Source organism: Streptomyces flaveolus, assembly GCF_014648815.1.
In the GTDB taxonomy this organism is placed as follows: Bacteria; Actinomycetota; Actinomycetes; order Streptomycetales; family Streptomycetaceae; genus Streptomyces; species Streptomyces flaveolus.
The window spans coordinates 1-13090 of sequence record NZ_BMRV01000012.1 but is presented as its reverse complement, the minus strand read 5'-3'; the positions used below and the strand labels follow the sequence as shown (position 1 = coordinate 13090).

Below are 13090 nucleotides of genomic sequence, written 5' to 3'. Positions count from 1 at the left end.
TGACCGCCTGCGTCCGGTTACCGTCTGTCCGGATACGTTCGATGCGCCTGGGGAAGGGGAACAGCCCGTAGATGCTGGATCTACGTGAGACGGTGGCGTCCGCCGCGCGCGAGGCGAAGCGCCTGGCGAAGTGGCACCGGGATCCGGTGGTCGTGCAGGCGGTGCGCTCGGCCGCGGCGGCGTCGATCGCCTACGTGATCGCTGTGCGGCTGTCCCCCGACAAGTCGGCGGCGCCGCTCACCGCGCCCCTGACCGCGCTGCTGGTCGTCCAGGTCACCCTGTACGCCACGCTGAAGATGAGCGTCCGACGGGTGAACGCGGTGGTGGCCGGTGTCCTGGTCGCGATCGTCTTCAGCGCGGTGGTGGGGCTGAGCTGGTGGAGCCTCGCGCTGGTGATCGTCGCGGCCCTGGGCGTCGGGCATCTGGTGCGGGCGCACGAGTTCGTGGCCGAGGTGGCGATCAGCGCGATGCTGGTCCTCGGGGTGACCTCGCACGGGACCCTGGCCTGGGCCCGGGTGGTGGAGACGCTGATCGGGGCGGTCGTCGGGCTGGTCTTCAACCTGCTCTTCGCTCCCCCGGTGTGGGTGGAGCAGGCCGGGGAGTCGATCGAGGGCCTGGCCCGGCGGGTGCGGCAGCTGATGCTGCGCATGGGCGAGGAGGCGGCGGGCAGCACAGCGTTCCACGAGGCGGCGGCCCGGCTGCATGAGGCCCGCCGCCTCGACCACGACATCGCCGAGGTGGACGAGGACCTCCGGCAGGCGGAGGACAGCCTGCGGCTCAACCCACGGGTCCGAGAGGGGCTGCTGCACCGGGTGGTGCTGCGCACCGGTCTGGACACCCTGGAGATCTGCACGGTGGTCCTGCGGGTCCTGGCGCGCACCTTCACCGACCTCGCGAAGGAACGCGAGCCGGATCCCCTGTTCCCGGCGGAGACGGGCGCGACCATCCAGCAGTTGCTGTCCGAGATCGCCGACGCCGTGGTCAGCTTCTCGGTGCTGGTGACCACCAGCACCAGTGAGAACGCCGAGTCGGCGGAGGAACGGCTGAGCGCCGAGCTGCACCAGGCGGCGGTCACCCGGGACAAGCTCGCCCAGCTGCTGCTGGGCGAGATCCAGCGCGACGCCCGGCAGTGGCAGTTGCAGGGGGCGGTGCTGACCGAGGTCAACCGCATCATCGACGAGATGGACACCGAGCACCGCTCGCGCAGGCTGCTGGAGGAACTGGACCGCCACACGCGCGAGCAGCGCGAGCGCCGCCCCCGGCTGATGCGGATGTGGGACCGGTTGCGCAAGGTGACGCGGCTGCGCCGGAACCGGGGCGCCTCCGGGCATCGTTCTAAGTGACGGACACGGACTCACCGGGACGAGTACGTGCGGACGGGCGAAGGGGGCGTACGGATGACCGGAACCAGCGTGCGGATCGACGGGAACACGCTGCGGCTGCCGGGCGGGGCGGCGGTGCGGTTCATCCGCACCCTGCGGCTGCCCGAGACGGGCACGCATCCGCTGCCGCCGGGGCTCGGCGAGTTCCCGGTCCGCCGGATCGCCGACTACGCCGGAACCGTGCCCGAGGCGTGGCGGGCGCGCGGTGGCGTGATGCTGCCGGTGTATCTGCGCGAGGCCATGTGGCTGAGCTTCGCCGGCACCCGGGAGCCCGCGGCCCTCCAGGTCGGCGTGGGCAAGGTGTGCGCGGTGTCGGGCAGGCCGTGGAGCGACCGGCTGTCCCGCGACCCCCAGAACTACGTGGTGCTTCCCCGGCAGCCCTGGCTGGACGGCATCAACTCCGGGACGGGGACGGTCCGCCAGTTCGTGGCGGTCCCGCTGGGCCTGGGCGCGACCGTGGAGGGCCAGGTGACCGGCGAGGAGGTGTGGGGCGGCGTGCAGTTGCAGGCCTTCTCCCTCAACGACCGGGAGCTGGCCCGCTGGCGCGAGGAGGAGCGGCGCCGGGCCGAGGCGCTGCGCGCCCGGGGGCCCCGGCCGCCCGCGGCCTACGGGGCCGCGATGCCGATGTCGGCGCCGCCCGCCCCCGGCGCGGCCCCGGCGCCCGCCGGAGCGGCCCGCGCGCGGTCGGCCCCCGCCATGGGACTGGGCGTGGGCGGGTCCATGCGGCAGGAGGTCTACCGGGACGAACGGCCCCTGGCGGACTGGGCCGAGCGGCCGGCGGGCCGGGTCTTCGTGCACCTGGTGACGCCTCCGGAGTGGCGGCGCATCACCGGCGAGGCGCCGCCGCCGTCCCCCGTGGACCGGGAGGCGTACACCAAGGCGGGTCTGCCCTGGTACGACTACTACGACCAGGACGCCCACGACCTGGCGCCGACCGAGCCGCTCCAGGACGTCAAGCCGGTCGGGGACTGGATCGGCGACGACCACGAACCCTGGCAGCCGCCCGCCGCGCAGCAGATCCAGCCCCTCGGGGACGCCCCGGGGGCGCCGGTGCAGGACGGCGACTGGTAGACAAGGGGTGGAGCGGACGGACGGACGGGCTGGAGCGCGCATGAGCGGTGGTGGCTTGAGCAGGCGCCGGTTCGCCGGTGTCCTGGCCCGGACGGCCGCGGCGGCGGTACTCCCGGCGGTGACGGCCTGCGACGACACGCCGGCGCCCGGGTCCGCGGCCACCCCCGCGGCACCCGAGGCGAGCGGCGGCGCCGCGGGCCGGGAACACGCCCCGTCCGGTCCGCGCCCCCTCCACATCGGGACGTACACCTCGGCCGAGGGCGGCGGCCGGGGCATCGGCCTGGCCGAGTACGACGCCCGCACGGGCCGGATCACCGGCCTGGGCACCGTCACCGGCGTGGCCGATCCGTCGTATCTGGCGGTGCACCCCGCCGGGCACACCCTGTACGCGGTGAACGAGCGGGAGGACGGCGCCGTGACCGCCGTACGCCTGTCCGACCGCAAGGTCCTGGGCAGCCGGAGCACCGGCGGCTCCGCGCCCTGCCATCTGTCGGTGCATCCGAGCGGGCGCTGGCTGCTCAGCGCGAACTACGGCTCGGGCAGCGTCGCCGTGCACCCCGTCGACGCCTCGGGCGCGCTCGGGGAGCCGACCGCCGTGGTCACGCACTCCGCTCCCCCGCCCGGCCCCGGTCAGCAGGGCCCGCACGCCCACCAGGTGGTCACCGGCCCGGACGGAGGCCACGTGCTCGCCGTGGACCTGGGCACGGACACCGTCTACACCTACCGCCTGGACGAGAGCGCGGGCACGCTCCGGGAGGTCTCCCGGGCGCGCACCCGGCCGGGCGCCGGACCGCGCCACCTGACCTTCCATCCCGGCGGGCGGTACGCCTATCTCGCCAACGAGGTCGACAACACGGTCGCCGTCTGCGCCTACGACCCGGACACCGGGCGCCTCACCATCGGCGAGGCCCGGTCCACCGGCACGGGGCGGGGCACCAACTACCCGGCGCAGCTCCTCGTCACGGCGGACGGCTCCTACGCCTATCTCGCCAACCGGGGCCACAACAGCCTGACCCGCTACGCCGTGGCGGCGGACGGCGCGCAGCTGCGGCTGCTGGACACGGTGCCGGTGGGCGGGGACTTCCCCCGCCAGATCGCCTTCTCCCCGGACGGCGGGCTGCTGTTCGCGGCGAACCAACGGTCCGGGACGGTGAGCGTGTTCCGCGTGTCCGCGGACACGGGCGAACTGAGGCTCACCGGTGAGCCGTTCGCCTCACCCGTCGCCGTCTGTGCGCTGCCGCTGTAGCGCGCGGGGACAGGCGGCCGCGCTCGCCTGGGCGAGCAGCACGTGCATGCGTTCCGTGAGCTGCGCGACGTCGTCGGCGGGCGCGTGGAACGGCAGTCGTACGTCGCCGTGGGTGCGGGCGCGCTCGACGCGCAGCGTCAGTCCGTGCCGGTCGACGGCGAGCGGGCGGACCCGGACCGCGCCGTGCAGGCTGCCGGCGTCGACGAGCCGGGTGAGGCGTTCCACCGCGTCGGCGTGGCAGTCGGCGAGGTGGGTCAGCAGCCGGGCCTCGGCACAGGCCAGCGGGTCGGGCGCGGCGGCGGCGAACTCGTCGAGGCCGACCACCACGGCACCGGACGGCTGTCGCAGCACCACGCGCGTGGGCCGGAAGGCCAGGTGGCCGTCGTCCGCGGCGAACCAGCCCGCCAGCCAGAGCCGGGCGCGGATCCGGCTCCGCACCGGGACGGGCGCCACGTCGGCGAACTCCAGCACGGCGGACGGCTCGCCGCGGGGCGCGCAGACCGCCGCGGCCGACAGGGCGCTGTCCTCGGGCACGTGCAGCAGCACCCGGCCGTCGTCGGCCACGGTGTGCGCGCCGACGAACTCCTCGCGGCCGCCCTCCGCGGTCACCGCGCAGGACCATGCGGCGGCGAGCACGGAGCGGGCCTGCTCCGCCGCGGCGGGCGCGGCCGTCCAGGTGTGGTCACCCATCCCAACCTCCGTCATCTTCATTAGGTAAGGCTTGCCTAACCTATCGGAGATCGGAGTGCGCGCCAACCACGACGTGTGATCCCTGCGTGATCTGTGCGCGCACGAGGGGCGCGTATCGGCGCAGCGAGCGCCCGTGCCGCGGCGGAACGCGCGGCGCCCTACGGTGCGATCGCGCCCAGCAGAGCCCGCGCGCACAGGTCGCGCACCTGCTCCCGGGCCGGCCGCGGGTCCCGCAGCCACTCCAGGCAGACCGCGGTGGTGAACGCCAGCCAGCCGCGCACCGCCAGCCGCACGTCGGCCCGCTCCTCGAAGGCCGGGCCGAACTCCGGGTCGGCGGCCAGGGCGGCGAGGATCTGCCGTTCCTGCGCGGCCAGTGCCTTCTGGTACACCCGGCGCACGGCCTGGTCCCCCGTCGCGTCGGCACGGTGGAAGGCGCGATAGCCGTGCGCGTGCTCCCGGACGTACTCCAGGTACGCGTCGAGGCCCGCGGTGAGCTGCTCACGCACCGGGACGCCGGGCACGGCCGCCGTCATCCGCAGCATGCGCTCGCTCTCCCGCTCGACCACCGCCGCGAAGAAGTCCCGTTTGGCCGGGAAGTAGTGGTACAGCAGACCTCGCGAGACCCCGGCGATCTCGGCGACGCGCTCGATCCACACGTCGTCGTAGGGGCTCTCGGAGAACAGCCGCGCCCCCACCGACAGCAGCTGCTCCCGGCGCTCCTCGGTGCTGAGCCGGCGGCGCGTGCGCTCACCCTGGTTCGCGGCCATGCCCGCACTTTACTTGACGCCGGTTCAACAACGGGCCGAGACTGGGGCCGCTATTGAATCCACGTACAACACGCTTGAACACGGCGCCGCGTCAAGGGAGATGCGTCATGGATCGGACGAGGACGGAAGCGGCCGCGGACGGGCTGCCGAAGGGGTTCCGCAGCGCCGAGCTGGGGTGGCCCGAACTGGACCGCATCCCGCGCCCGCCCTACCGGCTCCCGCTGCTCGGGGACGTCGTCGGGGCCAGCCGGAGCACGCCGATGCAGGACTCGCTGCGCTACGCACGGCAGCTGGGGCCGATCTTCCGCCGGCGGGCCTTCGGCAAGGAGTTCGTGTTCGTGTGGGGTGCCCGGCTCGCCGCCGACCTGGCGGACGAGTCGCGCTTCGGCAAGCACGTGGGCCTCGGCGTGGCCAACCTGCGGCCCGTCGCCGGAGACGGACTGTTCACGGCGTACAACCACGAGCCCAACTGGCAGCTCGCGCACGACGTCCTGGCGCCCGGGTTCAGCCGTGAGGCCATGGCCGGCTACCACCTCATGATGCTGGACGTGGCCGGACGGCTGACCGCCCACTGGGACCGCGCCGAGGCCGCCGGGCGCACGGTGGACGTGCCCGGCGACATGACGAAGCTGACGCTGGAGACGATCGCGCGCACCGGGTTCGGGCACGACTTCGGATCGTTCGAGCGCCCCCGCCTCCACCCCTTCGTGGAGGCGATGGTGGGCACCCTCAGCTACGCGCAGCGCCTCAACACCGTGCCCGCGCCGCTCGCGCCGTGGCTGCTGCGCGGCGCGAGCCGCCGCAACGCCGCCGACATCGCCTGTCTGAACCGCACGGTCGACGACCTGGTCCGGGCCCGCCGCGCCTCGGGCGGCGGCGACGGCGACCTCCTCGACCGGATGCTGGAGACGGCCCACCCGGACACCGGTGAGCGCCTGTCGGCGGAGAACGTCCGCCGACAGGTCATCACCTTCCTGGTGGCCGGCCACGAGACCACCTCGGGCGCGCTCTCCTTCGCCCTGCACTACCTCGCCCGGCACCCCGAGGTCGCGGCCCGCGCCCGGGCCGAGGTGGACCGGGTCTGGGGCGACACCGAGGCGCCCGGCTACGAGCAGGTGGCCAAGCTGCGGTACGTGCGCCGGGTGCTGGACGAGTCACTGCGGCTGTGGCCGACCGCGCCCGCCTTCGCGCGGGAGGCGCTCCGGGACACGGTGCTGGACGGCACGTACCCCATGCGGCGGGGCGCCTGGGCGCTGGTCCTCACCGGGATGCTGCACCGCGATCCCGACGTGTGGGGGCCGGACGCCGAGCGGTTCGACCCGGACCGCTTCGACGCAAAGGCCGTACGGGCCCGTGCCCCGCACACGTTCAAGCCGTTCGGGACGGGCGCGCGGGCGTGCATCGGACGGCAGTTCGCGCTGCACGAGGCCACGCTGGTGCTCGGGCTGCTGCTGCGCCGCTACGAGTTGCGGCCCGAGCCCGACTACCGGCTGCGGGTGACCGAGCGGCTGACGCTGATGCCGGAGGGGCTGCGGCTGCGGCTGGACCGGCGGGCCGCGGTGCCGGTCCCCGTCGCCGAGGAGGCGGAGCAGGCAGGTGCGGAGGCCGGCCCGTCAGAGGCCCGTTGTCCAGTGCACCGGGCGGCTCAGTGACCCCGGCAGCTTCGTGCCGGCGCTGCCGCGGGCCGCGGTGAGCTGCGGCTGGGTGAGGAAGAAGGCCCCCGTGAGGTCCGCGTCCGTCAGGTCGGCGTCGCGGAGATCGGCGCCGATCAGGTCCGCGCCCCGCAGATCGGCGCCGGTGAGGTCGGCGGCGATGAGGTAGGCGCCGCGCAGATCGGCTCCGCGCAGGTCGGCGCCTCTGAGGCGGGCGCCCATCAGGTCGGCGTTGCGGCGGTTCTTCTTCTTGCCGCGTGTCCCGGCGCGCATCAGTTCGCTGGTGCGCAGCAGAAGCACGTTGGCCCGCTGCCGGTGCGCTGCCAGATCCAGCGCGGCCAGCTCCTCGGGGGTCCCGGCGGTGAGCCGTTCCGTCTCGGCCAGCAGCCGGCGCACGTCGGCGTGGACGGGCCGGGCGGCGGGCAGGGTCAGCGCCTCGGTCAGGTACCAGAGCAGCTCGTGCAGATGGCGGACCACCGGGAACACCTCGAACATGCGGCGGGCCCGCCCGGGCGGGGCGGTACGCCAGTCCTGTCCGCCGAAGGTGACCTGGGAGACCTGCTGTCCGGCGCCGAAGCAGTCGTAGACCGTGCAGCCGGTGAAGCCCTTCGTGCGCAGCCGCGCGTGGATCCCGCACCGGCTGTCCTCGCGCAGGTTGGCGCAGGGGGTGCCGGCGTCCTTGTTCACCGCGAAGTCGGCCGACCGCGTGAACGGCAGCGCCACGCAGCACAGCCCGAAGCACCGTTCGCAGTCCCCGCGCAGTTCCGCCCGGCCGGTCTCTCGTTCTCCCATGGCGTTCAGCATACGGAACGGGGGCCGGCACCCCGTCGGGTGCGGGCCCGGCCCCCGCCGGGGTCATCCCCGCTCGTCCGGCACCTCCATGCGGGTGAGCCGGTCCGGGTCGGCCAGGATGTACAGGCCGGTGATGCGGCCGTCGGCGACGGTGACGGTCAGCACCGACTGAGGACGGCCGTCGACCACGCTCACCAGGCCGAGCGAGTCGTTGACCCGGACCATGCGCGCCTCCGCGTTGAACCGCGCGAACATGAGCGCCGACTCGGCCACGGCCTCCGCGCCCCGGAGCGACTTCGACCCGGCTATGCCGCGCACCAGGGTGCCCGCGTCGGCCCGCAGGGTCACCTGCGGGTGGAGGACGGCGACCAGCGCCTCGAAGTCGCCGCCGCGCGCGGCGGCCTGGAAGGCGTCCAGCGCCTCCCGCTGCCGGCCGAGGTCCGGCTCGGCGGGCGGTCCGGCGTCCCGGACGCGGCGGCGGGCACGGGAGGCCAGCTGCCGGGTGGCGGCCGGGCTGCGCTCCACGACCGGGGCGAGGTCGTCGAAGGGCACGGCGAACATGTCGTGCAGGACGAACGCGAGCCGCTCGTCGGGCTCGAGTCGCTCCAGCACCACGAGCAGGGCCACGCCCACCGAGTCGTTGTGCAGCGCCTCCTGCTCCGGGTCGTCCGCCGTCAGGGGGCCGATCACCAGGTCCGGGACGAAGGTCTCGTCCATCGGCTGCTCGCGGCGCGCGGTGCGCGAGCGCAGCAGGTCCAGGCAGATCCGGCCGGTCACGGTGGTCAGCCAGCCGCCCAGGTTGTCGATGGCGCCCGCGTCGGTGCGGCCCAGGCGCAGCCAGGCCTCCTGAACGGCGTCCTCCGCCTCGGCCAGTGAACCGAGCATGCGGTACGCGACCGCCTTGAGCTGTCCGCGGTGCTCCTCGAAGCGCTCCGCCAGCGCAGTGTCGTCGGCCATCCGCGTCACCGCGGGAACAGCTCGAAGGCGACCGCCGGCCGGTTCCCGAACCGCCGGCCCGTCTGCTCCGCGGTGCGGGTGAGGAACCCGCGGGCGTACGCCTCCGGGTCCTCGTCGGTCAGCACCTCGATGTAGGTGCGGTGTTCGAGCAGCGAGCGGACCGCGCGCTCCAGCCCGGCCGTCGCGTCCACGGCGTGCGTGGGCGTGGCGGAGCCCGCGACGGCGACCCAGCGGACGCCGTCCCACGGTTCGAGACCCTGCTCGGTCAGCTCCGGGAAGATCCACCGGTTGCCGGCGTCGCCCGCCGCGTCGAGCGTGGCCCGGCCGACGGCGACGTGGTCCGGGGTGTTCCAGGCGACGCCGCCCCAGGTGTCCCGGTGGTTGAGGGTGATGACCAGCTCGGGCCGGTGCCGGCGGATCGCGGCGGCGATGTCCCGGCGCAGGGCGAGTCCGTACTCGACGACGCCGTCCCGGTGGTCGAGGAACTCCACCTCGCTCACCCCGACCACGGCCGCGCTCGCCCGCTGCTCCCGCTCGCGCAGCGGGCCGCACCCGGCGGGCGCCAGGGTGTCGATGCCGGCCTCGCCGCGGGTCGCGAGGACGTAGGCGACCTCGCGGCCCTCGTCGGTCCAGGCGGCGATCGCGGCCGAGCAGCCGTACTCCAGGTCGTCCGGGTGGGCGACGACGGCGAGGGCGCGCCGCCAGTCGCCGGGCATGGGCTCCAGTTGCGTGATCGTCGGCTCCGTCATGCCCGCACCCTAGCCCGTGGCACTGACATCACACTCGGTGTCCACGCGCCGCCGCGGACACGTGGCGCGGGCCCGCCGTCAGGCCTCGTCGCGGGCCAGCGCCAGCAGCCGGTCCAGGACCCGGGGGCCGCCGGCCCGTACGCCGTCGTGCTCGAACTCGTCGGTGACCCAGGTGCGCAGACCGCGGATGCTCCGGGCGGTGGTGAGCGCGTGGGCGGTGTCGACGTACATGTCGTCGTGGTAGACGGCCGCGGCGGCCGGCACCTCGTTGGCGGCGAGGCGCGCGGGGTCGTACAGGGGCGTCCAGTCGGTGCGGGCGGCGAGCGCCTCGGCCGTCTCGCGCAGCGGGCGCAGCGCCGGGTCGCAGTCGAACATCCAAGGGTGGACCGACTCGCCGGTGAACAGCAGCGGTTCGTCGCCCGCGAGGGTCTTGGCGGCGTCGAAGCGCGGGAACTCGGCGCGGACCCGCTCGGCGGACCAGTTCGTCGGGCGCGCGTCCTGTCCGTAGATGGCCTCGTGGACGAGGGCGTACAGCGGGTGCCCGGCGTACGACAGCAGGCCCTGGACCTCCTCCTGGAAGGCGTCGGAGAGCTCCACGCCGTGCGCGGTGCGCACGAAGGCGTCCTCCAGCAGGAAGTGCAGGCGGTGGCTGCCCTCGCTGCCGCCGAGGAGGATGCCGAGGGACTGGAAGGCCTCCACGGTGAGGCGGTAGCCGTTCGGCAGGACCACGTCGTGGGTGAGCAGGTGGTCGGCGATGCGCCGGGCGCGTTCGACGTCCTGCGGGTAACGGTCGTAGTGCGCGGCGACCTTGCGCTCGATGCGGGGGAAGGCGGCCCGGTAGACGTCGTCGGCGTGGGCGTCGAGGGAGGGCAGGCCGCCGGTGATCAGGGCGGTGTGCAGGCCCTCGGGGGCCAGGGAGAGGTAGGCGACGGTGCAGAAGCCGCCGAAGCTCTGGCCGAGGACGGTCCAGGGGGCGCCGCCGGTGACCTGCGGACGGATGGCCTCGCAGTCGCGGACGATGGCGTCGGCGCGGAAGTGGGTGAGGTAGTCGGCCTGCTCGGCGGAGCCGCCGCGCAGCGGGAGCGTCTGGCGGTTGGCGGGCGTTGAGGCGCCGGTGCCGCGCTGGTCGAGGAGGAGGACGCGGAACTCCTTGAGGGCGCGGCCGAACCAGGCGGGCCGGCCGATGAAACGGTTCGCTCCGAAGCCGGGGCCGCCCTGGAGGTACACCAGCCACGGCAGGTCGTCCCGGTGCGCCCTGTCGCTCGCGACGGCCTCGCGGGCGTACAGCTCGATCGTCTCCCCCGAGGGGTCGGCGTGGTCGAGGGGCACGGTGAATCGGCGGTCGGTGAGGACGACGCCGGGCTGGCGGTAACTGGCGCTCAACGGGGCTCCCGGGACGGATGGGGCGTACGGCCGGATCTTTCGGCCGTGTCCCAGTTCAGCACACGGTCCTCCGGCCCCCGACCCCTGGGACCGGAACATCCTGCTGAACGGCGGGTCAGCGGGCCGCCAGGCTGGAGCGGCGCACCACCAGTTCGGGCTGGAGCACGACCCGCCGGTGGGCGTGGGTCCGGTCGGTGCCGTCCAGTTCCGTCTCCTCCAGGAGCAGCTCGGCGGCCATGGCGCCCATGGTGACGGCGGGCTGGCGCACCGAGGTGAGCGGGACGGCCGCGGCGGCGGCGAACTCGATGTCGTCGTAGCCGACGATGGCCAGGTCGTCGGGGACGCCGACCCCGGCGGCGTACATGGCCTGCAGCACACCGAGGGCGAGCAGGTCGTTGGCGCAGAAGACGGCGGTGGGCCGGTCGGCGAGGCCGAGCAGGCGGGCGCCGGCGTCGCGGCCCGCGGCGACGTCGAGGCGTTCGGTGGGCAGCTCGCGCAGGGTGCTCGGGGAGAGTCCGGCCTCGGCGAGCGCGTTCAGGGCGCCGGTGCGGCGGTCGCGGACCTGGGTGAGGCCGGGCGGACCGCTGACGTAGGCGATGGAGCGGTGCCCGGCGTCGACGAGGTGGCGCACCGCCAGCGCGCCGCCCGCGATGTCGTCGACGGAGACCGAGCACTCGGTGGTGCCCTCGGCGACCCGGTCGACCAGCACGAAGGGGATGTGGTGGCGCCGGAAGCCCTCGATGTTGCGGCCGGTGGCGTCGGCCGGGGTCAGCAGCACGCCCCGGACCCGCTGCTCGGCGAAGAGCGACAGGTACTCGGCCTCCTCGGCCGGACTCTGCGCGCTGTTGCAGACCATCACGCCGAGGCCCGCCTCGCGCGCGGCCCGCTCGGCGCCGCGCGCGACGTCCACGAAGAAGGGGTTGCCCATGTCGAGGACGAGGAGCCCCATGATCCGGCTGCGGCCGGCGCGCAGCTGGCGCGCGGACTCGCTGCGGACGTAGCCGAGCCGGTCGATGGCGGACAGGACCCGTGCGCGGGTCTCGGCCGCGACCGTGTCCGGACGGTTGATGACGTTGGAGACCGTGCCCACGGATACTCCGGCGGCGCGGGCGACGTCCTTGATACCCACCGAATGGGCCATCGGGCAGGGACCTCCAGGGTCGGTCTGGGGAGGGGCGGCGGGAAAGACCTTCACATTACCCGCGCCGCGGCGGGCCGGTCCCCGCCCGGCGGGGGCGGGAAGCCGGCGCCGCGCACGGTGGGCCACGCACTCTGCCGTCGGCCCGGGACCGGCGACTACGCTGCCGTTCGTCCGATGATCACCACGATCGCCCCGAGGAGCCGCGATGCGTGTCGCCCTGTTCCTGACCTGCGTCAACGACACGCTGTATCCGGACACCGGCCGTGCCGTGGTGACTCTGCTGACCCGGCTGGGCGTCGAGGTCGACTTCCCGGCGGGCCAGACCTGCTGCGGACAGGCCCACTACAACACGGGGTACCGGCACGAGGCCGAGCCCCTGGCCCGGCGCTTCTCCGAGGTCTTCGCGGACTACGAGGCGATCGTGACGCCCTCGGGGTCGTGCGGGGCGATGGTGCGGGAGCTGTATCCGCGCATGGGTGAGCGGGCCCGGGCCGAGGGCCGCGGGGACACCCTCGCCGCCGCGCTGGCGCCGGTGGTGCCGAAGACGTACGAGCTGACCGAGTTCCTGGTGGACGTCCTGGGGGTGACGGACGTGGGGGCGTACTACCCGCACACGGTGACGTACCACCCGACCTGCCACGGGCTGCGCGGCCTCGGTCTCGGGGACCGGCCGCTCAGGCTGTTGCGGGCCGTGAAGGGGCTGGAGCTGGTGGAGCTGCCGGGCGCGGAGGAGTGCTGCGGCTTCGGCGGCACCTTCGCCGTGAAGAACGCCGACGTGTCCGCGGCGATGGGCGCGGACAAGGTGCGCAACGCCGAGTCGACGGGCGCGGAGGTGCTGTGCGCCGCCGACAACTCCTGTCTCATGCACATCGGCGGGACCATGGCGCGGCTGCGGACGGGCATGCGGCCGGTGCACATCGCGGAGATCATGGCGAGCACGGAGGAGGACACGACGGTATGAGCGGGACGTTCGTGGGGATGCCGTCCTTCCCGAGGGCGGCCCGGGACGCCGTGCGCGACACGACGCTGCGCGGCAATCTGCGGCACGCGACGCGCACGATCCGGGACAAGCGGGCGCGGGCGGTGGCGGAGCTGGACGACTGGGCGGCGCTGCGGGAGGCCGGGAAGCGGATCAAGGACCACACGCTGCGTCACCTCGACCACTATCTGGTGCGGGTCGAGGAGGCGGTGACGGCGGCGGGCGGCACCGTCCACTGGGCCGCCGACGCGGCCGAGGCCAACGACATCGTGGCCCGGCTG

At 74.4% G+C, this 13090-nt stretch carries 12 protein-coding genes and 1 pseudogene; 6 read left to right on the top strand and 7 right to left on the bottom strand.

The window, feature by feature from the left end; all coding sequences use genetic code 11:
- Positions 1-71 precede the first annotated feature (71 nt).
- Genes IEZ05_RS25015 through IEZ05_RS25005 form a run of 3 tightly spaced genes read left to right on the top strand, consistent with a single transcriptional unit; the run spans position 72 to position 3699 of the window.
- Positions 72-1343 (top strand): FUSC family protein, encoded by a 1272-nt coding sequence (locus IEZ05_RS25015; protein ID WP_189232504.1) that lies wholly within the window; start codon positions 72-74, stop codon positions 1341-1343.
- A gap of 54 nt (positions 1344-1397) precedes the next feature.
- Positions 1398-2453 (top strand): hypothetical protein, encoded by a 1056-nt coding sequence (locus tag IEZ05_RS25010; protein ID WP_189232503.1) that lies wholly within the window; start codon positions 1398-1400, stop codon positions 2451-2453.
- Positions 2454-2493: 40 nt separating this feature from the next.
- Positions 2494-3699: a lactonase family protein gene (locus IEZ05_RS25005; RefSeq protein WP_189232502.1), complete on the top strand. Its 1206-nt coding sequence runs from the start codon at positions 2494-2496 to the stop codon at positions 3697-3699.
- Here the strand turns inward: IEZ05_RS25005 and IEZ05_RS25000 are convergent.
- The gene (locus IEZ05_RS25000) at positions 3667-4389 is read right to left on the bottom strand and encodes a DUF2470 domain-containing protein (protein WP_189232501.1); all 723 of its coding nucleotides are present in this window, start codon (positions 4387-4389) and stop codon (positions 3667-3669) included. The genes IEZ05_RS25005 and IEZ05_RS25000 overlap by 33 nt on opposite strands.
- Before the next feature lie 158 nt (positions 4390-4547).
- Positions 4548-5156 carry a TetR/AcrR family transcriptional regulator gene (locus IEZ05_RS24995; RefSeq protein WP_189232500.1) on the bottom strand — a complete coding sequence of 203 codons (609 nt, stop codon included), beginning with the start codon at positions 5154-5156 and terminating at the stop codon, positions 4548-4550.
- Between the two features lie 107 nt (positions 5157-5263).
- Between IEZ05_RS24995 and IEZ05_RS24990 the strand changes: the two genes are divergently transcribed.
- Complete coding sequence (locus IEZ05_RS24990) at positions 5264-6808, top strand: cytochrome P450 (protein WP_189232499.1); 1545 nt, start codon at positions 5264-5266, stop codon at positions 6806-6808.
- On the opposite strand, the gene IEZ05_RS24985 is transcribed toward IEZ05_RS24990, so the two are convergent.
- The 5 genes from IEZ05_RS24985 to IEZ05_RS24965 form a co-directional block, all read right to left on the bottom strand.
- Entirely contained in the window at positions 6770-7612 is an 843-nt protein-coding gene (locus tag IEZ05_RS24985) for a pentapeptide repeat-containing protein (protein WP_189232498.1), read from the bottom strand. The two genes, IEZ05_RS24990 and IEZ05_RS24985, sit on opposite strands and share 39 nt — an antisense overlap.
- A gap of 51 nt (positions 7613-7663) precedes the next feature.
- The gene (locus IEZ05_RS24980; protein WP_189232497.1) at positions 7664-8557 is read right to left on the bottom strand and encodes a sigma-70 family RNA polymerase sigma factor; all 894 of its coding nucleotides are present in this window, start codon (positions 8555-8557) and stop codon (positions 7664-7666) included.
- A 5-nt stretch (positions 8558-8562) separates the two neighbouring features.
- A complete protein-coding gene (locus tag IEZ05_RS24975; protein ID WP_189232496.1) occupies positions 8563-9306 on the bottom strand; it encodes a PIG-L deacetylase family protein in 744 nt (247 codons plus the stop codon).
- A 78-nt stretch (positions 9307-9384) separates the two neighbouring features.
- Complete coding sequence (locus tag IEZ05_RS24970) at positions 9385-10689, bottom strand: alpha/beta fold hydrolase (RefSeq protein WP_189232495.1); 1305 nt, start codon at positions 10687-10689, stop codon at positions 9385-9387.
- A gap of 115 nt (positions 10690-10804) precedes the next feature.
- Positions 10805-11830 carry a LacI family DNA-binding transcriptional regulator gene (locus IEZ05_RS24965; RefSeq protein WP_189232494.1) on the bottom strand — a complete coding sequence of 342 codons (1026 nt, stop codon included), beginning with the start codon at positions 11828-11830 and terminating at the stop codon, positions 10805-10807.
- Between the two features lie 205 nt (positions 11831-12035).
- Between IEZ05_RS24965 and IEZ05_RS24960 the strand changes: the two genes are divergently transcribed.
- Both IEZ05_RS24960 and IEZ05_RS24955 read left to right on the top strand, forming a co-directional pair.
- Positions 12036-12791 (top strand): (Fe-S)-binding protein, encoded by a 756-nt coding sequence (locus tag IEZ05_RS24960; protein ID WP_189232493.1) that lies wholly within the window; start codon positions 12036-12038, stop codon positions 12789-12791.
- Positions 12788-13090, top strand: a pseudogene (locus IEZ05_RS24955) (lactate utilization protein); the annotation flags it as partial. The gene IEZ05_RS24960 and the pseudogene IEZ05_RS24955, both read left to right, overlap by 4 nt.

Bases quoted from the DNA above. Each gene is read 5' to 3' on its own strand.
- IEZ05_RS25015 (WP_189232504.1), top strand. From the start codon at position 72: ATGCTGGATCTACGTGAGACGGTGGCGTCCGCCGCGCGCGAGGCGAAG.
- IEZ05_RS25010 (WP_189232503.1), top strand. From the start codon at position 1,398: ATGACCGGAACCAGCGTGCGGATCGACGGGAACACGCTGCGGCTGCCG.
- IEZ05_RS25005 (WP_189232502.1), top strand. From the start codon at position 2,494: ATGAGCGGTGGTGGCTTGAGCAGGCGCCGGTTCGCCGGTGTCCTGGCC.
- IEZ05_RS25000 (WP_189232501.1), bottom strand. From the start codon at position 4,389: ATGGGTGACCACACCTGGACGGCCGCGCCCGCCGCGGCGGAGCAGGCC.
- IEZ05_RS24995 (WP_189232500.1), bottom strand. From the start codon at position 5,156: ATGGCCGCGAACCAGGGTGAGCGCACGCGCCGCCGGCTCAGCACCGAG.
- IEZ05_RS24990 (WP_189232499.1), top strand. From the start codon at position 5,264: ATGGATCGGACGAGGACGGAAGCGGCCGCGGACGGGCTGCCGAAGGGG.
- IEZ05_RS24985 (WP_189232498.1), bottom strand. From the start codon at position 7,612: ATGCTGAACGCCATGGGAGAACGAGAGACCGGCCGGGCGGAACTGCGC.
- IEZ05_RS24980 (WP_189232497.1), bottom strand. From the start codon at position 8,557: ATGGCCGACGACACTGCGCTGGCGGAGCGCTTCGAGGAGCACCGCGGA.
- IEZ05_RS24975 (WP_189232496.1), bottom strand. From the start codon at position 9,306: ATGACGGAGCCGACGATCACGCAACTGGAGCCCATGCCCGGCGACTGG.
- IEZ05_RS24965 (WP_189232494.1), bottom strand. From the start codon at position 11,830: ATGGCCCATTCGGTGGGTATCAAGGACGTCGCCCGCGCCGCCGGAGTA.
- IEZ05_RS24960 (WP_189232493.1), top strand. From the start codon at position 12,036: ATGCGTGTCGCCCTGTTCCTGACCTGCGTCAACGACACGCTGTATCCG.